This is a genomic window from Spirillospora sp. NPDC000708, from assembly GCF_040299565.1.
Taxonomy (GTDB): Bacteria; Actinomycetota; Actinomycetes; order Streptosporangiales; family Streptosporangiaceae; genus Spirillospora.
Genome location: NZ_JBEPCJ010000062.1, coordinates 1 through 19,060, shown reverse-complemented (window position 1 = coordinate 19,060; position 19,060 = coordinate 1). Strand labels below are relative to the sequence as shown.

Here is a 19,060-nt window from a genome sequence, read left to right as displayed (position 1 = left end):
TGGTGCGCGACGGAGAGCGGCGCCATAGTCGGGGACCCCATGCCCGGCGGACCTCCAGTGAGGTGATGCTCCCATGTCCGGTGACGCCTACGACTTCGACGTGATCGTCGTCGGGTCAGGGTTCGGCGGCGGCGTGTCGGCGCTGCGGCTGGCGGAGAAGGGGTACCGGGTCGCCGTGCTGGAGGCGGGGCGCCGCTTCGACGAGCGGACGCTGCCGAAGACGTCGTGGCGGCTCCGCAAGTACGTGTGGGCGCCCCGGCTCGGGATGCGCGGCATCCAGCGCATGCACCTCGTAGGCGGGAAGGCGGGCGTGCTGGTCCTCGCGGGCGCGGGCGTCGGCGGGGGCTCGCTGGTGTACGCGAACACCCTGTACGTGCCGCCGGAGCCGTTCTTCAAGGACCGGCAGTGGGGCCACATCACCGACTGGCAGGACGAGCTGGAGCCGTTCTACCGGCAGGCGCAGAAGATGCTCGGCGTCACCGTCAACCCGCTCGTCACCCCGGCGGACGAGGCGATGAAGCGCGTCGCCGACCGGATGGGCGTGGGGGAGACCTACCATCCGACGCCCGTCGGCGTGTACTTCGGCGACAGGCCCGGCGAGGACCACGACGACCCGTTCTTCGGCGGCGCCGGCCCCCGCCGGACGACCTGCACCGCGTGCGGCTCCTGCATGATCGGCTGCCGGGTCGGCGCGAAGAACATGCTGACGAAGAACTACCTGTACCTGGCCGAGCAGGCCGGGGTGAAGGTGCTGGCCGACACGACCGTGACGGCGGTGACGCCCCTCGACGACGGCGCTGCGGGCGACGGCGCTGCGGGCGACGGCGCCGGGAGCGGCGGTTACCGGGTCGAGATCGAGCGCACCGGGCCGCTGCTGAAGCGCCGCCGGGCCCTGACCGCCGAGCACGTCGTGTTCGCCGCCGGCACCTACGGCACGCAGCGGCTCCTGCACCGGATGCGCGCCGCCGGCCGGCTCCCGCGCCTGTCGCCCCGGCTCGGCGAGCTGACCCGCACCAACTCCGAGGCGCTCCTCGGCGTCGAGCGGATGACGGTGTGGCACCGCAAGAAGGACGTCGACCACAGCACCGGCCTCGCCATCACCTCCTCGTTCCACCCCGACGAGAAGACCCACATCGAGCCGACCCGCTACGGCGCCGGCAACAACCTGATGGGGTTCATCCGGACGCTGCTGGTCGACGGCGGCGGCGCGCCGCGCTGGCTGAAGTTCCTCGGGCAGGCCGCCCGGCACCCGACGGTCATCCTGCGCGGCCTGTCGCTGAAGGACTGGGCGAAGCGCACCGTCATCGCGCTCGTCATGCAGACCGCCGACAACTCCATCACGGTCACCGAGAAGCGCGGCCTGCTGGGGCGCCGCCGCCTGTCCGCCGGGCTCGGCGAGGGCGAGCCGAACCCGACGTGGATCCCGGTCGCGCACAAGGCCGTCCGGATGCTCGCCGAGGAGCTCGACGCCACCCCCGGCGGGACCTGGTTCGACCTGTTCAACATCCCGACGACCGCGCACTTCATCGGCGGCTGCGTCATCGGCGAGACGCCCGAGACCGGCGTCATCGACCCCTACCACCGCGTCCACGGCCACCCCGGCCTGCACATCGTGGACGGCTCGGCGGTCACCGCGAACCTCGGCGTCAACCCGTCGCTCACCATCACGGCGCAGGCGGAGCGGGCGATGGCGTTCTGGCCGAACCGCGGCGAGAAGGACCCCCGCCCCGAGCCCGGCGCCCCGTACCGGCGCGTCGAGCGCGTCGCGCCCCGCTCCCCGGCCGTCCCCGAGAACGCGCCCGCCGCCCTGCCCCTCGTCTGACGGCCGCGCCGGCTCGCGGCCGGACCGCCGCCGCCGCGCGGCTGCGCGGAACGGGAACGGCCGCGCCGGTCCCGGACGGGATCGGCGCGGCCGTGAGGGCTGCGGGGGCGCGGGTCAGGCGCCCAGGGCCGTGGTGGTGACGGGCTTGCCGAGGGCGCTGCCCTGCGCCCACTTGGCGAACGGCAGCTGCCAGTAGCCCCAGCCGTTCGTCCACTGGAGCTGGCGCTTGGTGCCGGTGATCGTGACCAGGTCGCCGCGGTAGGACCAGTTGTAGAACCACTGCGCGTCGCCCGCGGGGGAGCGGACGCAGCCGTGGCTGCAGTTGCGGTTCCCGAGGCAGGTCGGGTCGTCCATGTTCTGGTGGATGTACTCGCCGCTGTTGGAGATGCGGGTCGCGAAGGGGACCTGCTCGTCGTACCAGCCCGGGTCGCCCTTCTTCTTGCCCGGCGGGCGCATCCGCTCCAGGCGGCTGTGGTCCATGGTGAGGTGGACGCCGCTGGTGGTGAGCAGGTGGTCGACGCCGTCGGACTGGACGTCGCCGCCCGCGCCGAGGCTGACCCCCCAGGTGCGGACCGTCCGGCCGTTCTTCTTCACGACGAGCTTGTCGGTCTTGGCGTTGACCTGGACGGTGTGGGAGTCGCCGATCTTGAACTTGCGGGTCACGTCCTTGGCGCCGAACACGTTGTCGCCGATCTTCAGCCCGGCGTAGTGGACGGTGACCGACACCCGCTGGTGCGGCTCCCACGGGTGCTTGGGGCGGAACACCAGGGACGGCAGGCCGTTGAACGACTCGCCCGCCGCCAGCCACCGCCACGCGCCCTCGGTCGGCTTGGTCGAGGAGATCTCGATGCTCTTCTCGACGGCGGCGCGCGCCTTGGCCGGCACGGCCTTGTTGAACTGGATGAAGACCGGCATCCCGGTGCCGACCGTCTCGTTCGGGCTCGGCACCACGTTGTTGATCACGGTCGCGGCGGTGGCCCTGCTCGCCTTGAACGCGCTGGTGGCCGTGGTCGCCTTGCCCTTGGGCGAGGTCGCGGTCGCCGATACCTGGTAGCTGCCGCCCGGCTGCAGCGTCCAGGTCGAGTGCCACTGGGTCTTGTCGGCCGACAGCTTTCCGGGCACCTCGGCGCCCTTCAGCTTCACCGAGACCTGGCCCAGCGTGCCGCCCGCCGACGTGACGGTCACGCCCTCGTCCGGGCGGGCCTTGCCGGCGCCGTTCGCGGGGGTGATCGTCACCTTGGGGGCGCCGTCCTCACCGCCCGCCGCCGTCGTCCCGCCCTCGCCGCCGCTGCCACCGCACGCCGTCGCCAGTCCGAGGACCACAGCGACCACCGCAAACGACTTCCCTCGCACCGTTCTCCCTCATCCAGCCCACCCGAACCCGGCGGGGCGCGGACCCCGCAACGAGATCGCTGACGAACGGCCCTGTCTTCCCGGCCCGTACCAGGGGGGACGGCCGGTTTTCACGCCCGATCACATGTGACGTCCATCGTGCCCCGAAGGTTCGCATCGTGGGGGGCGTTCTTCGCATCTTTCGCCCCTGGCGCACCATCCGTTCCGGGCGCCGGGGCGGCCGGACGGGCGCGCGCCGCCGCCGGGGCGGCCGCCGCGGGGCCGGCGGCGGGACCGGGGAACGCATGTCAATGCTCGCAATCGGCGCGGGGACGGGCGAAAAGGAAATGTGTCGTCGGCGTCGCCGGATATGAAAATGCAAGGGCCCGCGCGGTGATTGCGTCCTTGGTGTTTCTTGGCGAAAGCGATGAGCGGTGATGGGGTCATCGCCGCAGGTCACGTGGGTAGCACCCGGACAGTGTCGATCTTCTCTTCAAGTCTGCGGTGGCCTTCGTTAAAAGCGGCGATCAGCGCCGGAACGCGCTGCGATGCTGGATCGTGGCCGCCCGCGGACCCCATGTTCGGCGGCGGGGAATGCCCGCGGCACCGCGGCACCGCGGGCACCGCCGGGTCACCCGCCGGTGAGGTTCTGTCAGCGAAGGGACGCGCGAGATGAGAGCCCAGGGGCTGAGCGCATCCGTCGACTCCAGCGCATCCGTCGACTCCAGCGCGCCCGCCGGTTCCGGTGCGCCGCCCCCTGTCCCGCCGCCGCTGCCGCCGCGCCGCCGCCGCGCCCTGTCCCCGCTCGCCGTGCTGTACCCGGCCTGCCTCGCCGTCGCGGACGGCTGGGCGATGGCCGCCGCCGTCGCCGTCGCGCGCGGCGCCGGACCGGACGGGGCGCTGCCCGCCGCCGCTGCCGCCGCCCTGGTCGCGCTGAACGCCTCGGGCGGGCTGTACCGGATGCGGCGCAGCCCGTCGCTGCTCGCCGACGCGCGGCCGGTGCTGGTCCGGACGCTGGTGGTCGGCGCGCTGGCCGCCGCGCTGCTGCCGGTCCTGACGCCCGGCGCGGCCCCGTCGCGGGCCGGGACGGCCGCCTGGCTGCTGATCGCGTCCGTCGCCGGCGTCCTGGCGCTGACGGCCCGCGCGTTCGGCAACGCCGCGGCCCGCACCTACCGGTGCCGCCGGTCCCGCGCCCGCACGGCCCTCGTCGTCGGGACGGGCGCGACGAGCGACCACGTCATCGACATCCTGTGCACGCGCGGCGAGTTCGGGCTCGCGCCGGTCGGGCTCGTCGGGGCCGGCGGCCCCGACGCGGCGTCCGGCCTGCCGGTCCTCGGCGACGCCGCCGACCTGCCCGGCCTCGTCGAGGAGCACGGCGCCGACACCGTGGTGATCGTCGCCGAGGACGTCCACCCCGGCCGGCTCGACGCCGTGCTGCGCATCTGCTTCGGCCTGCCGTGCGAGACGCTGCTCGTCCAGCCGCCGTCGGACGTCGTGCCGGTCGAGCCCGCGCGGCGCGAGTACCTCGCCGGGCTGCCGTGCGCGCGCGTCGACTGGCGGCTGCGCGGCGCCGCGCCCCGGTTCGCCAAGCGCGCCCTCGACCTCGCCGTCGGCCTGGCCGCGCTGCTGCTGGCGGCGCCGCTGCTCGCCGCGTGCGCCGTCGCGGTCCGCCTCGAAGGCGGCCCCGGCGTGCTGTTCCGGCAGCGCCGGATCGGCCGCGGCGGCGAGGAGTTCGTCCTGCTGAAGTTCCGCACGCTCAAGCCCGCGGACGAGCAGGAGTCCGACACCCGCTGGACCGTCGAGGGCGACCGCCGGATGGGGCCCGTCGGCCGGTTCCTGCGCCGCACGTCGCTGGACGAGCTGCCGCAGCTGTGGAACGTCGTCCGCGGCGACATGAGCCTGGTCGGGCCGCGCCCGGAGCGCCCGCACTTCGTGGAGCAGTTCTCCCGCACGTGCCCCGGCTACATGCTGCGGCACCGCGTCCCGGTCGGCATGACGGGCTGGGCGCAGGTGCACGGCTTCCGCGGCGACACCTCCATCGAGCTGCGCGCCCGCCTCGACAACCACTACATCGACCACTGGACGTTCGCGTCCGACCTGCGCATCCTGCTGCTGACGGTGCGGGCCATGCTGTGCCGGGACGCCGCGTGACGGCCGCCGTCCCCTTCCCCTGGCCGGGCCGGGCGCCGCGGACGTCCCGGCGCGCGCTCGCCGGGCTCCTCGCGCGGCCGAGCTGGCTGGTCGCGGCGACCGTCGCGTGCGTCGGCGTTCCCGCCGGCGGGGGCGGGGCGGCCGCGGGGGCCGGCGCCGGGGTGCAGGTCACCGCCGGGGACTGCGCGAGCGCCGTGATGATCGCGGCGGCGGCGCTGCTGGTCGCGCGGGGCCGGATCGCGCTGCCGCGCCGCGCGCTGTGGGCGTTCGCGCCCCTCGCCGCGACCCTCGGCGTGACGACCGTCGCCTCCCCCGACATCGCCTCCAGCCTGTCCGGGTTCGTGCGGGACGTACAGATCTTCGTGCTGGTGCCGCTCGCCGTCGTGCTGCTCGTCCGGGACCGCCGCGACCTCGGGATCGTGTTCGGCGCGGTGCTCGGGCTCGGGCTCGGCGAGGCGCTGTACGGGATCTGGCAGGCGGGCACCGGCGCGGGCGCGTCGATTGGCGGCGCGAACGTCCGCGCGGTCGGCACGTTCGGCGCCGTCGACGTCATGGCGATGTCCGTCGTCGTCGGGTTCGCGTTCCTCGTGCTGACGGCGTTCGCGCTGGTCGCGCCGCGCCACGGGGCCGCCGCGGTGCCGGTGGCGCTCGCCGGGCTCGGCGTGCTGGCGCTCGCGCTGCTGCTCGCGCTCAGCCGCGGGAGCTGGATCGCGCTCGCCGCCGCCGTCGGGCTGATGCTGGTGGTCTTCGACCGGTGGCTCGCGGTGAAGGCGGCGGTCTGCTGCGCCGCGCTCGGGCTCGTCGCGTTCGGGCTGCTCGGCGGCGGCGCGGTCGTCCAGCGGTACGCGTCGATCGCCGGTTCGGTGAGCGCGCCGGACCAGTCCGTCAGCGACCGCTACAACCTGTGGGCCGCCGCCGGGCGGATCTGGGCCGACCATCCCGTCACCGGCGTCGGCGTGAAGAACTTCCCCGCCTACCGGGACACCTACGCGGGCATCGAGCTGTCGTCCGGCAGCGAGACCGACGACCCCGTCCACGGCTACGCGCGGCAGCCGCTGCTGTCGCCGCACGACGAGTACCTGCTGATCCTGTCCGAGCAGGGCGCGCTCGGCTTCGCCGGGTTCGCCGCGCTGCTCGGCACGGTCCTGTGGGGGCTGTGGACGCGCCGCGACGTCCGCGACCCGTTCTGGCTCATCGGCGCCGCGTTCACGGCGTTCCTGCTCGTCAACTTCCTGTACGCGGACATGGGCGGGCCCACCTGCGTGCTCACCGGCGTCCTCCTCGGCGCCGCCGCCTGCCGCGCCTTCGGCCTCCGGCGCGCGCCCGGCCCCGTTCCCGGGCCCGCGGGCGAGGAGCGCGGGTGACGGCGCGGGACGCGGCGCCCGACACGGCGCAGGACGCGGCGCGGGACGCGGAGGCCGGCGCGGCGCGGGACGTGGCGCCCGGCGCGACGCATGACGGCGCTGCCGACGTGGCGCAGGACGGCGCGGCCGACGGCGCGGGGGCCGGTGCGGGGCGGGGCGTGTCGATCGGACGGGCCGCCGCGCTGTCGGGCGTGCTCATCGCCGCCGGCACCGGCCTCGGGTTCCTGCGCGACCTCGTCATGGCGCACCGGTTCGGCGCGAGCGGCGCCACCGACGCGTTCCTCGTCGCCTGGACGATCCCCGAGACCGTGTCGCCGCTGCTCATCGAGGACGCCATGGCGCTGCTCATGGTCCCGGTCGTCACCCGGCTCCTCGCCGGGGGCGGCGGCCTGCGCGCCCTCACCGCGACGACCCTGCCCCGGATGGTCCTCGGCCTCACCGCCGTCACGCTGACGCTCGGGATCGCCGCCCCCGCCGTCGTCGAGGCGCTCGCGCCCGGGCTGTCGGAGCCGGGGCCCGCCGTCCAGTGCGTCCGGCTCACCGCCGTCACCGTCGTCACGTTCGGCGTCGCCGGGTTCATGAGCGCGACGCTGCGCGCCCACCACCGCTTCGGGCCGCCCGCCGCCATCTACCTCGCCTACAACATCGGGATCCTCGCGCTGATCGCCGGATTCGCCGGGCTCGTCGGGATCATGAGCGCCGCGATCGGGGTCGCCTGCGGCAGCGCGCTCATGGTCGCCGTGCAGTTCCCCGCGTTCGTCCGCTGCCTGCGCGAGGACGCCGCGCCCCGGACCGGCGCCGCCGACCTGCGGCTCGGCCTCGCCGCCGTCGCGCCCGTCGTCGTCTACACCGTCACCCGCCAGGCGCAGGTGTTCGTCGAGCGGTTCATCGGCTCCGGCCTCGCCGCCGGGTCGATCTCGCACCTCAACTACGCGCAGAAGGTCGCGCAGGTCCCGATGGTGCTGTCGCTGCTGATCGTCACCGTCACGTTCCCGCGCCTCGCGCGCGCGTCCGCGGACGGCGACACCGGCGGCGTCGCCCGCCGCATCCGGCAGGACCTCGTCGTCGCGGGCGGGCTCGTGCTGAGCGCGTCCGCGTTCCTCGTCGCCTTCGCGCCCGACATCATCCGGGTGCTGTTCCAGCACGGCGAGTTCACCGCCGCCGACACCCGCGACACGGCCGCCACCCTGCGCGTCTACGCGCTCGGGCTGTGGGGCCAGTCGACCGTCGGGCTCGCCGCCCGCGCGTTCTTCGCGCAGAAGCGGCCGCCGTGGCGGCCCGCCGCCGTCCTCGCGGGCGGCCTCGCCGTCACCGCCGCCGTCTGCGCCGCGTTCGCCGCCCTCGCCGGGACGGCCGCGCTCGCCGCCGCGGACGCCGCCGGCATCACCATCGCGGCCGTCCTGCTCCTCGCCGGGCTGCGCGCGCGCGTCGCACCGATCCCGCTGCGCCGCGTCGCCGCCGACCTCGCCCGGCTCACCGTACTCGCGTCCCTCGCCGCCGCCGCGGCGCTGCTCGTCACCGGGCCGCTGGGCGGGGCGTCCGCGATCGTCCGGCTCGCCGCCGGCGGCCTCGCCACCGCCGCCGCGTTCGCCGCCCTGATCGCCCTCGCGGGACGCGACCTCATCGCGCCATGGGGCATCCCATGGCCCTCATGGAGGCCCGGCGCGCTCGCCCGCCGCGGCCGCACATCTTCCGGGGGAACCAGTGACCCAGCCGACCGAACCGGCGCCGGAGACGGCGCCGACGACCAGGCCCGCACCGGCGGCCAGGCCCGCGCGGCCTCCGCAGGAGGTAGAACCGCCGCCGCTGGTGCTGATGTACCACTCGATCGATCACTACGCTGACGACCCGCACCTGGTGACCGTCTCGCCGCCCCGGTTCGAGCGGCAGATGGCCTGGCTGCGGGCCCGCGGCCTGCGCGGCGTCGGGATGGCCGAGCTGCTCGCCGAGCACGCCGGCGGACGCGCGCGCGGCCTCGTCGGCCTCACCTTCGACGACGGCTACGCCGACTTCGCCACCCGCGCCCTGCCCGTCCTCGTCCGGTACGGGTTCGGCGCCACCGTCTTCGCCGTGTCCGGCCGGGTCGGCTCCTACAACGCCTGGGACGACGGCCCCCGCAAGCCGCTCATGACCGCCGAGCAGCTGCGCACCGTCGCCGACGCCGGCATGGAGGTCGCCTCGCACGGCCGCCACCACGTCCCGCTGCCCGAGGTCGACGACACCGAGCTGCGCGAGGAGCTGGAGGAGAGCCGCGCCGACCTCGAGGACATCACCGGCCGGCAGGTCACCGGCTTCGCCTACCCGTACGGCCGCGCCGGGGACCGCGAGATCGACGCGGTCCGCGCCGCCGGGTACGACTACGCCTGCCACATCCGCCCGGACGAGGCGTCCCGGCACGCGCTCGGCCGCGCCTACATCGGCGACCGCGACGGCCCCCTGCGGCTGCGCGCCAAGCTCATCCGGCACCAGATGCAGTGGCGGAGCCGCATGTGACCCGCGTTCTGCACATCATCACCGGACTGGAGCACGGCGGCGCCGAGCACCAGCTCGCGCTGCTGCTGCGCCACCTGCCCGTGGAGTGCGAGGTGGCGACGCTGACGCGCGCGGGCGCGCTCGGCGACCGGATCCGGCGCGACGGCGTGCGCGTCCACGAGCTCGGCATGCGCGGGAACCGGGACCTCGCCGCGCTGCCGCGGCTCGTCCGGCTGATCCGCGGCGGGCGCTACGACGTCGTCCACACGCACCTCTACCGCGCCTGCGTCTACGGCCGCGTCGCCGCCCGCCTCGCCGGGACGCCCCGGATCATCGCCACCGAGCACTCCCTCGGCGACGGGCAGATCGAGGGTCGCCGCACCACCGGCGCCGTGCGGGCGCTCTACCGGGCGACCGAGCGCCTCGGCTCGATGACGGTCGCGGTGTCCCCGACGGTCGCGGCGCGGCTGCGCGCCTGGGGCGTCCCGTCCGGCCGCGTCACGGTCATCCCCGACGGGATCGACCCCGCCGCCTTCGCCTACGACCCGGAGCGGCGCGCCGCCGCCCGCCGCCGCCTGGGCATCCCCATGGACGCCCACGTCGCCGGCACCGTCGGCCGCCTCGTCCCGACCAAGCGGATCGACCTGCTCGTCCGCGCCGCCGCCCGGACGCCCGATGCCCGCCTGCTCATCGCGGGCGACGGCCCCGAGCGCGCGCGGCTCGAACGGATCGCCGCGACGCTCGGCCTCACCGGCCGCGCCGTCTTCACGGGCGGGACGGACGACGTCCCGTCCGTCCTCGCCGCGATGGACGTGTACGCCGCGCCGTCCGCGCAGGAGACGTTCGGCCTCGGGGTCCTGGAGGCGCTCGCCGCCGGGCTCCCCGTCGTCCGCACCGCCTGCCCGGCCCTCGACGACCTGCCCCGCGACGAGGCGCCGCACGCCACCCGCCTGCCCGCCGCCGCCGGACCGGACGCCTGGAGCGCCGCCCTCGGGCGCCGCACCGGACGCGTCCCGGTACCGCCGGCCGTCCACCGCTACGCCATCGCGGAGCAGGCCGCCGAACTCGCCCGCCTCTACACCGGCGGGGCGCCGAGCACCGGGCGGACGCGGCCCGCCCGCGAATCCATCCCGACCTGAGGGCACGAGAGAAGGGTCAGCCGATGTCGCAACGTGACGCCACCAAGAAGCCGGCCGCCGGGAAACCGGCCCCCGGAGGCGGCCCGCCCGGCGAGGACGGCCGCCCCAAGCAGAGCCGCGCCAAGGCCCGCCGCGCGGCCCGCCGCGCCGCCGCGACGCCCGGCCGCGCCGCCGGCGCGGCCCTCGCCCGGCTGCGCGCCCCGCTCGCCGCGTTCCTCCGCCGGTTCGGGCTGCTCATCGCGCTCGTGCTGAGCGGCTTCCTCGGCGGGCTCGGCTACGCCCTGTTCGCGCCGACGACCTACACCGCCACCGCCTACGTCCTCGTCGTGGACGACGGCGACGGCGGCCAGGGACCCGCCGCGGTCAGCTTCGCGCAGGCGTTCGGCCGGCTCGCGCCGCTGCCCGAGACCCTCGCCTACTCCTCCATCCCGCTGCCGGACGGCGCGATGGCCGCGACCCGCGACCACATCCAGTCGTCCACCTCGCCCGACACGCCGCTCATCAAGCTGGCGGGCAGCGCGGGCACCCCGGCCGCCGCCGCCGCGTACGCCAACGCCGCCGCCGACGCCCTCGTCCGCTACGGCACCTCGCACCGCACCGACACCGGCGTCCGCGTCGCGCTGATGAGCATGGCCGCGACGCCGTCGGTGCCGTCGTCGCCGAACCCGCCGCTGGACGTCGCGGTCGGCACCGCGTCCGGCGTGCTGCTCGCCGGGCTCGGCGCCGCCGTCCTCAGCGGGCGGCGCGGCCGGGCCCACCAGCGGGGCCAGCACGACGCGTCCCGCCCGCCGCGCGGAGCCGTGCCGAGCCCCGCCGCCGAACCCGTGGAGGTGCACTCGTGACGCTCCCGAGCGTGATCCGCCCGAGCCGGGCCGCCGCGCCCGCCGGGGCATGGCAGGTGGAGGTGCGCCGCGACGAGGGCGCCCTCATCGAGCTCGCCGGCGAGCTGCGCGACCTGTACGAGCGCAGCCCGGAGGCGACCCCGTTCCAGTCCCACGAATGGCTGAGCGCCTGGTGGGGCTGGTACGGCGTCCGGGGACGGCTGAGGCTCGTCCTCGTCCGGTACCGGGGCCGCCTCGTCGCCGCCGCGCCGCTGATGACCGCGGGCCGCTGGGGCTTCCCCGTGCTGGTGCCGATCGCCGACGGGCAGAGCGACTTCACCGACTTCCTGCTCGACCCCGCGTACGCCGACGGCGCCGTCGAGCACCTCGCGCGCGCCCTGCACGGCATGCGCGGCCGGTGCGCGATCGACCTGCCCGAGGTACGGCCCGGCTCGGCCGTCCACCAGGTGATGCGGCGCTGGCCCGGCCGGACGTGGCCGATGCCCGCGTCGGTGTGCATGGAGCTGCCCTGCACCGGCATCGCCGAGGTCATGGACCGGCTGCCGCGCCGCAGCGCCGGGAAGATGCGCGCGAAGCTCCGCAAGATCGACGTGCGGGGCATCACCGTCGAGGCCGTCCCGCCCGAGGAGGCCGCGGACGCGATCGGCGCGCTGCTGGAGATGCACGCCCGGCAGTGGCGCGGACGGCCGATGAACCCCGAGCACTCCCGCGAGCGGTTCCGCCGGCACCTGGCCGAGGCGGGCGCCGCGATGGTCCGCGAGGGGCGCGCCGCCGTGCTGCGGTACCACTGGGACGGGCGGCTCGTCGCCAGCGACCTCGTCCTCATCGGGCACCGGTTCGTCGGCGCCTACCTGTACGGGGCGATCCCGGAGCTGCGCGACGGCGTGGACGTCGCGCTGATGCTGCTGCGCGAGGACCTCGCCCTCGCGCGCGCCCACGGCCGGCAGGCCGTGAACCTGCTGCGCGGCGAGGAGCCGTACAAGCTGAAGTGGCGGCCGAGACGCGTCCAGAACCAGCGGATCGTCCTCGGCCGCGGTTTCCCGGCGTCCCTGTTCGCGGGGCTCGCCCTGGTCCGCGCGGGCCTCGCCGCCCGCCGCCACCGCCGTCCGGCGACGGTGCCGCTGCCCACCCCGCCCCGCGACGGCGCGGCGAACGGGCCGGCGCCGCACGAGCCGGTGCCGCATGAAGACGGGATGCCCGGCGGCGCGAAGCGGGACGAGGTGCCGCAGCCGCGCGACGACGCCCTGCCGGTACGCGAAGCGATGCCGGGCCGCGACGCGGGAGCGGGCGCGCGGAAGGGCGGGCAGGCCGGGCATGGCTGACGCAGCCGAGCCGCTCCGCGTCCTGCACGTCAGCCAGCCGAACGGCGGCGGCGTCGCCGTCTACGTCGGCCAGGCCGTCACCGACCAGCGGCGCCGCGGCTGGGACGTGGCGGTCGCCTGCCCGCCCGGCGGCGACCTGCCCGCCCGGTGCGCGGCGGCCGGCGTGCCCTGGTTCAACTGGGACGCCGGCCGCGCCCCGGGCCCGCGGACGCCGCTGGAGGCGCTGCGCCTGCGCCGCCTGATCAAGGGCTTCCGGCCCGACGTCGTCCACCTGCACTCCTCCAAGGCGGGCCTCGCGGGGCGCCTGCTCCGCCTCCCGGCCGGGGTGCCGGTGATCTTCCAGCCGCACGGCTGGTCATGGCTCGCGGCGACCGGGCGGCAGGACGCCGTCAGCCGGCGCTGGGAGCGGTTCGCGGCCCGCCGCGCCGACGCGCTCGTCTGCGTCGGCGAGGGCGAGTTGCGCGCCGGGATGCGCGCCGGGGTCCGCGGCCCGTTCCGGCTCGTCCGCAACGGCGTGGACCGGCGCCGGTTCGGGCCCGCCGACGCGTCCGCCCGGCTCGCCGCGCGGACCCGGCTGGGGCTGCCCGCCGCCGCGCCGCTCGCCGTGTGCGTCGGCCGGGTGACCCGGCAGAAGGCGCAGGACGTGCTGGTCGCGGCCTGGCCCGCGGTCGCCGCCCGGTGCCCGTCCGCGCTCCTCGCGATCGTCGGGGACGGCGAGGACCTCGACGCGCTGCGCCGCCGCCCGGCGCCGGGCGTCCGGTTCGTCGCGGCCGTGCGGGACCCGCGGGACTGGCTGGCCGCCGCGAACGTGGTCGTGCTGCCGTCCCGCTGGGAGGGGCTGCCGCTGACCGCGCTGGAGGCGCTCGCCACCGGCCGGTCCCTCGTCGGGACGGACATCCCCGGCATCGCGGAGGTCGTCCGTCCCGGGCTCGGCGCGCTCGTCCCGGCCGACGACCCGGGCGCGCTCGCCGAGGCGATGGCGGCGCGGCTGCTGTTCCCCGGGGTCGCGGAGCGGGAGGGCCGCGCGGCGGCGGAGGCCGCGGCCGCCTACGACATCGACGAGACGGTCGCCCGCCTCGCCGCCGTCACCCTCGAGGTGGCGGGCCGGGGCGGGACGGTGCCGGACGGCGTGGCCCGCGAGCTCGCGGAGGCCGAGGACCTGGGCGTGGACGTCCTCGCCGGCGCGGAGGTCCTCACGATGTCGGGCGCGGGACGCGCCGGCGGCGGGTTCCCGGGCGGCGGGTTCGCCGGCGGCCCGGGAGGCCCGGGCGGGGTGCTCGCCGGTGCCGGAGCCGGGGCGGGCGCCCCGGACGCCGGGGCCGGACCCGGCCCCGCAGGCGGCACGGCTCCCGAAGGCCCCGGCGGCATCGAGGGCGCCGTCCCCGAGGGCGCCGTCCCCGAAGGCGGGGCGGACTGCGGCGCGAACGCCGGGGGCGCCCCCGGGCCGGGCGGCGGCGCCGAGGGCGGCGGGGCGATGGGCGGCGTCGCGACGTTGCCCGACTCCGCGGGCGACGGCGCCGTCACGCCGCCGAACAGCTCCCGGTAGACCTGTGCCGAGCGCGGGTTGGCACCGCATTCCCACACACCGTGCGGGCAGTAGTCCGTGATCGACTGGTAGGCCACGTTATGCGACATGATCCAGTCATGCATTCCCTGGATATATTCGGGGTTGTCGGAGTTGCGGAACAGGCCCCATTCCGGAAAGGAGATGGGCTTTCCGCGGGCCGCGGCGAAGTCCGCCTGCGCCTTCATCCCGTACGGCTGGTCGATGTAGTCCTGGAAGGACTCTCCGGGCGGCTGGTCATAGCTGTCGGAACCGATGATGTCCACCACGTCGTCACCGGGATAGCACTCCGTCCACGGGACCGCGTCATGGCCGCGGTTCGGCGCGAAATCGAACCGGAAACGCGCGCCGGGGACCCCGCGCATCGCCGCGACGATGCGCCGCCAGTACGTCTTCCACGCGTCCGGGGCCGGCGCGCAGCGGCCGTCGTAGACGTCGCCGTTCATCTCCCAGCCGAGGACGATCACCGAGTCGCCCGCGTTCAGCGACACCAGGTGCCGCGCGAGCGCCTGGTAGTGCCCGTCGAACGCGCCGGACGCGCCGCCGCGCAGCAGCGACGCCACCACCACCGGCGGCAGCCCCGCCTCGTTCGGCGTCATCATCGGCACGTTGACGACCAGCGTCCGGCGCGGGTCGGCCTCCCGCCAGCGCGTCCACGGCTGCAGGATCTGCGGCGGGCCCTCGACGTCGTCCCAGGAGTCGCCCGGCAGGTAGGTGCGCCCGACGGTGACCGTCGAGCCGAGCCAGCGCTGGAACCGCTCCACCCGGGCGACGCCCTCCGCGCCCGAACCGAGAAATGCCCCCAACGGCACGTAATTGGCCGTTCTGTGCGCGGCCTGCGGCCGGAACCAGCCGACCAGTGTGGACGCCGCGAGCGCGACCAGGACGGCGGCGGCGAGCAATACCGGCGGGAACGGGAAGAACGCGGCACGCCTTTTTCGCGGCGTTTCCTGCGGCCGCCGCCCGGTCGAATGGATATTCGCAGCTCGCATGCGTATCGTATGCCCTCTGGCGGCCGCAGCGAACGAATCGGCCAAGCGGCCGATCACAAAATTTACCTTGAAAGGGAAGGCACGCCGTGCGCCAAGACCCGCCGCCGGAACCGGCCGGCTGACCCGGATGTTCCTCGACACCCGCACCCCGCCGGGACCGCTCCTGGACCCCGGGCTGCCCGTCCTGCTGCTGCGCACCGACCACAATTTCTTCCACCACGGAAGCCTCGGCGCGATCCGTTCACTCGGCCGCGCCGGAGTGCCGGTGCACGCCATCCTGGAGGGCCGCGCCAGCCCGGTGTCCCGGTCCCGCTACCTGTACCGGAGCCATCCGTGGGGGCCGCCCGCCGAGCGCCCCGCCGAGCTGGCCGCGCACCTGCACCGGATCGCCGAGCGGATCGGCCGCCCGGCGCTGCTGCTGCCCGTCGACGACGCCGGCGCGCTGTTCGTCGCCGAGTACGCCGAGGCGCTCGCGTCCGCGTTCGTCTTCCCGCGCCAGGACCCGGACGTCCCGCGCCGCGTCGCGGACAAGTCGCAGCTCATCGCCGCGCTCCGGGAGCACGGCGTGCCGTGCCCGCAGAGCCGCACGCCGCGCAGCGCCGCCGACGTGGAGGACGCCGCCGCCGAGCTCGGCCTGCCGCTGATCGCCAAGTGGGCCCGGCCGTGGCGGCTGCCGCGGGGCATGCGCAGCACCACCGTCGCGCACACCCTGGACGAGGCGTACCGGCTGTTCGCGGCCGGGCTCCGGCGCGACCCGGACGGCGACGCCGGCCCGCTGATCCTGCAGCGGCGCATCCCGAAGGCCGGCGGCGACTGGTTCTTCCACGGCTACTTCGACGCGTCCCTGGACTGCCTGTTCGCCGCGACGGGGCGCAAGCACCTCGCGCACCCGCCGCAGGCCGGCCACACGGTCGCCGGGGAGTGGACCCGCAACCCCGAGCTGGAGCGCCTCGCGGTGCGGACCGTCCGGACGCTCGGCTGCCGGGGCCCGGTCGACCTGGACTTCCGGTTCGACGCCGGGACCGGCGCCTACCACCTGCTGGACTTCAACCCGCGGGTCGGCGCGCAGTTCCGGCTGTTCACCGACCGGCGCGGGCTCGACCTCGTCCGCGTCCTGCACCTGGACCAGTCCGGGCGGGACGTCCCGCCGCCGCTTCCGGCGTTCGGCCGCCGGATGCTGGTGGAGAACCACTACCTGCGGCAGTCGCTCGGCCGGCCGCTGCTGCGCACGGGGACCCTCCGCCCGCTGCGCGAGGCCGACGAGCTGGCCTGGTACGCCGGCGACGACCTGCCGCCGTTCCTGGTCATGGGCGGGCAGAGCGTGCTCCGCGCCGCCGGGCGCGCGCGGGGGCGGGCGCCCGGCCCGGCCGGCCGCTGAGCCGGCCGGGCCGCATCACCAGCGGCGCCCGGGGACGCGGCGCCATCACAGCACCGACACACATTCGGGGGAACGAGAAATGACCGACTCGGTCAGCGACGTCGTCATCGTCGGCGCCGGGCCCTACGGCCTGTCGACCGCCGCGCACCTGCAGAACCTCGGGCTCGGGGTGCGGATCATCGGCACGCCCATGGAGTACTGGGCCACCAGCATGCCCGAGGGCATGCACCTGAAGTCCGAGCCGTTCGCGTCCAGCCTCGGCGCGCCGCAGGACGGCCTGCGCTTCACCGACCGCCACCCGGAGTGGCGGCTCGGCCAGCCGATCCCGCTGGACACCTTCGTCGCCTACGGCCGCTGGTTCGCCGAGCAGGCGGTGCCGGACGTCGAGGCCGGCCAGGTGGTGAAGGTCGAGCGGGGCGGCCCGGGCGGATACGAGACCACCCTCGCCACCGGCGAGGTGATCGCGTCCCGCACCGTCGTGGTCGCGGTCGGCGTCGGCCCGTTCGCGCACGTCCCCGAGGAGCTGGCGGGCATGCCGTCCTGGCTCGTCTCGCACAGCGGCGAGCACCGGGACCTGAGCCTGTTCGCGGGCAAGGAGGTCGCGGTCGTCGGGGCCGGGCAGTCGGCGCTGGAGACGGCGGTGCTGCTCGCCGACGCGGGCGCGCACCCGCACGTCATCGCGCGGCGCGGCGAGATCGACTGGAACACGGTGCCGAAGGAGCACCGCACGCTCGGCGAGCGGCTGCGGCAGGGCCCGCGGTCCGGGCTCGGCACCGGGTACCGGACGTGGCTGTGGGCGGAGCGGCCCGGCGTCGTCCGGTACCTGCCGGAGCGGACGCGGCTGCGGCTGGTCCGCGAGACGCTGCCGCCCGCCGGGTCGTGGTGGCTGCGGGACCGGCTGGACGAGCGGGTCCGCGTGTCGGCGGGCCGGCGCCTGGTGAAGGCCGCCGAGCAGGACGACGTCATCGCGCTCACCACCGTCGACCGGACGGGGCGGCGCCTCGTCGTCGAGGCCGAGCACGTGATCGCGGCGACCGGGTTCGTGCCGGAGATCGAGCGGCTGAAGCTGCTGTCGCCGGAGCTGCGGGTGCGGGTGGACAGCCGGCTCGGCGCGCCGGTGCTCAGCGCGAACTTCGAGTCGTCGATGCCGGGCCTGTACTTCGCGGGGCTGGCGGCTGCGCCGACGTTCGGGCCGGTGATGCGGTTCGTGCACGGCGCGGGCTTCGCGGCGCGCCGGATCGCCCGCCACATCGTCCACCGGACGCCCACGGCGAGGGCGGCGGCGCGGCGGCCCGCACCGGCCCTGGAGGCCGACCCGAGGTAGCGGCGGGACGGCGCCGGAAGGCGCCGGGCAGAGGATCCTCCTCCCGGGTAGAAGGAATCTCACCGGGAGGAAGATCCTCCACCGGACGGACGACGCCGGTGGCGCGCCGGGGCGGGCGCGCCACCGGCGCCCGCTTCTGCGGGGCGGGGCGGGCGGAACGCGGCGGTATCGGCGCCGCGCGGGATCAGCGCCAGTGCGGGCGGGCCCGGCGGCGGACCCGTTCGACCCGGGCGGTGGCGACGGCCCATTCGAGCCGGGACCACAGCGTCCAGAACCGGGTCCATTCCGGCCGCGTCGGCGCGAGGATCCGCTCCGGCCTGCGGAAACGGCGCGCGATGCGGATGCCCTCGCGGCTGACCGAGTAGCGGACCGGACGGCCCGCGCGGGGCGAGCGGGGCGAGCGGGGTGCGGCGGCGGCGCGCGGGAGCACCGTCCTGCGCGGCGACCACGACCAGGTGTTCACGGGGGAGGGGGCGGGCATGCGGTCTGCTCCTCGGCTAGACGGCCACCATGTCACCGAATGTAGCGCATCGGATACCGTGCGCCATGCTTCTCCCGGACATTGGTCCGGGACGGGGAGCCGGGGGTCCGCTCGGGTCGCCGTGGGCCACGAGTCCCGATAAAGCGGGCGAATTCCGGATAAAGCATTTCCTGTACGGCCATGGAAACGCCCCATCGGAAAGCGAAATCCATGGCCGGGTAAATGATGGCAAAGACGCGCCGGGTCGTCCGGCAACGCGCCGGTGAACGCGCCCGGCACGGTGCTACGGTCATGCCGACCAGCCCGGAACCGGACATCGAACGACGGCCCGACCAGGCCAGACGCGAGGAGTTCCCGCAGTGCGACGCCAACCGATCCGCCACGGGGCGAGCAGCCCCGATGTGCGGCGGCGCGCGCTCGGAACCGCGCTGGTGCGCGTCGCCGTCATCGCCGGATTCGCGTTCGCAGGGTGGATCGCGCTCAGTTCCCTGAACCAGTCCGCGTACGCCGCCCAGAATGGCGGCGCGGGAACCGGGACCGCCGGCAACGAAGCCGGCGGCACCGGAACCGCGGGCGGGGAATCGGAGCGGGCCGCCCAGGGGAACCCGGTGCGCGACGCCGTCGGCGGCGCCTCCGGGCTCGACGGGCTCTCCACGCTCCGCCATTTCCGGTTCGCGGGCGGCCGCCCGACCGCCGGCACGCCCGGCGCCGTCACCGGCGACGTCCGCGAGGCCGGCCGGCGGCCGGTCGCCTACCTGAACGCGCGCGGGCGCGACGCCGCCGCCGACGGCGGCCACGTGGTCCGCAAGGTCGGAGGCACCGTGGACGGCACCGTGGCGAAGACCGCCGGAGCGGCCGGCGTCGCGCACCTGCGGCT

The 19,060-nt window shown here is 76.0% G+C and carries 14 protein-coding genes and 1 pseudogene; 12 read left to right on the top strand and 3 right to left on the bottom strand.

Going from position 1 to position 19,060, the window contains the following annotated elements:
* Positions 1 to 73 precede the first annotated feature (73 nt).
* On the top strand, positions 74 to 1,822 hold the full coding sequence (locus ABT299_RS34440; protein WP_500253274.1) for a GMC oxidoreductase: 1,749 nt from the start codon (positions 74 to 76) through the stop codon (positions 1,820 to 1,822).
* Positions 1,823 to 1,936: 114 nt separating this feature from the next.
* Here ABT299_RS34440 and ABT299_RS34435 read toward each other — a convergent pair whose 3' ends face one another.
* On the bottom strand, positions 1,937 to 3,154 hold the full coding sequence (locus tag ABT299_RS34435) for a L,D-transpeptidase (protein ID WP_387027813.1): 1,218 nt from the start codon (positions 3,152 to 3,154) through the stop codon (positions 1,937 to 1,939).
* A 672-nt stretch (positions 3,155 to 3,826) separates the two neighbouring features.
* On the opposite strand from ABT299_RS34435, the gene ABT299_RS34430 reads away from it, so the two are divergent.
* From ABT299_RS34430 to ABT299_RS34395, 8 genes are read left to right on the top strand one after another with little or no spacing between them, the layout of a single operon-like run.
* Complete coding sequence (locus tag ABT299_RS34430) at positions 3,827 to 5,305, top strand: exopolysaccharide biosynthesis polyprenyl glycosylphosphotransferase (protein WP_500253273.1); 1,479 nt, start codon at positions 3,827 to 3,829, stop codon at positions 5,303 to 5,305.
* Positions 5,302 to 6,669: an O-antigen ligase family protein gene (locus ABT299_RS34425; protein ID WP_500253272.1), complete on the top strand. Its 1,368-nt coding sequence runs from the start codon at positions 5,302 to 5,304 to the stop codon at positions 6,667 to 6,669. The genes ABT299_RS34430 and ABT299_RS34425 overlap by 4 nt, the downstream gene beginning before the upstream one ends.
* A complete protein-coding gene (locus tag ABT299_RS34420; protein ID WP_500253271.1) occupies positions 6,666 to 8,513 on the top strand; it encodes a lipid II flippase MurJ in 1,848 nt (615 codons plus the stop codon). The genes ABT299_RS34425 and ABT299_RS34420 overlap by 4 nt, the downstream gene beginning before the upstream one ends.
* Positions 8,485 to 9,162, top strand: a complete 678-nt coding sequence (locus tag ABT299_RS34415) for a polysaccharide deacetylase family protein (protein ID WP_190868637.1) — start codon at positions 8,485 to 8,487, stop codon at positions 9,160 to 9,162. The genes ABT299_RS34420 and ABT299_RS34415 overlap by 29 nt, the downstream gene beginning before the upstream one ends.
* Positions 9,159 to 10,280, top strand: coding sequence for a glycosyltransferase (locus ABT299_RS34410; RefSeq protein WP_500253270.1), 1,122 nt, complete (start codon positions 9,159 to 9,161; stop codon positions 10,278 to 10,280). The genes ABT299_RS34415 and ABT299_RS34410 overlap by 4 nt, the downstream gene beginning before the upstream one ends.
* Positions 10,281 to 10,303: 23 nt before the next feature.
* Positions 10,304 to 11,122 (top strand): Wzz/FepE/Etk N-terminal domain-containing protein, encoded by an 819-nt coding sequence (locus ABT299_RS34405; RefSeq protein ID WP_500253269.1) that lies wholly within the window; start codon positions 10,304 to 10,306, stop codon positions 11,120 to 11,122.
* The gene (locus tag ABT299_RS34400; RefSeq protein ID WP_500253268.1) at positions 11,119 to 12,444 is read left to right on the top strand and encodes a GNAT family N-acetyltransferase; all 1,326 of its coding nucleotides are present in this window, start codon (positions 11,119 to 11,121) and stop codon (positions 12,442 to 12,444) included. The genes ABT299_RS34405 and ABT299_RS34400 overlap by 4 nt, the downstream gene beginning before the upstream one ends.
* Positions 12,437 to 13,990 (top strand): glycosyltransferase, encoded by a 1,554-nt coding sequence (locus ABT299_RS34395; protein WP_500253267.1) that lies wholly within the window; start codon positions 12,437 to 12,439, stop codon positions 13,988 to 13,990. The genes ABT299_RS34400 and ABT299_RS34395 overlap by 8 nt, the downstream gene beginning before the upstream one ends.
* 182 nt (positions 13,991 to 14,172) lie before the next feature.
* On the opposite strand, the pseudogene ABT299_RS34390 reads toward ABT299_RS34395, so the two are convergent.
* Positions 14,173 to 14,454 (bottom strand): annotated as a pseudogene (locus ABT299_RS34390) (glycosyl hydrolase); the annotation flags it as partial.
* Positions 14,455 to 15,067: 613 nt separating this feature from the next.
* Here ABT299_RS34390 and ABT299_RS34385 point away from each other — a divergent pair.
* Complete coding sequence (locus ABT299_RS34385) at positions 15,068 to 16,378, top strand: carboxylate--amine ligase (protein ID WP_500253266.1); 1,311 nt, start codon at positions 15,068 to 15,070, stop codon at positions 16,376 to 16,378.
* Between the two features lie 79 nt (positions 16,379 to 16,457).
* Positions 16,458 to 17,702 carry an FAD-dependent oxidoreductase gene (locus ABT299_RS34380; RefSeq protein ID WP_500253265.1) on the top strand — a complete coding sequence of 415 codons (1,245 nt, stop codon included), beginning with the start codon at positions 16,458 to 16,460 and terminating at the stop codon, positions 17,700 to 17,702.
* A gap of 184 nt (positions 17,703 to 17,886) precedes the next feature.
* Here ABT299_RS34380 and ABT299_RS34375 read toward each other — a convergent pair whose 3' ends face one another.
* The gene (locus ABT299_RS34375; protein WP_387027797.1) at positions 17,887 to 18,183 is read right to left on the bottom strand and encodes a hypothetical protein; all 297 of its coding nucleotides are present in this window, start codon (positions 18,181 to 18,183) and stop codon (positions 17,887 to 17,889) included.
* 359 nt (positions 18,184 to 18,542) lie between these two features.
* Here ABT299_RS34375 and ABT299_RS34370 point away from each other — a divergent pair.
* Positions 18,543 to 19,060 (top strand): hypothetical protein (locus ABT299_RS34370; RefSeq protein WP_500253264.1); only part of this gene is annotated, 518 nt, incomplete at its 3' end.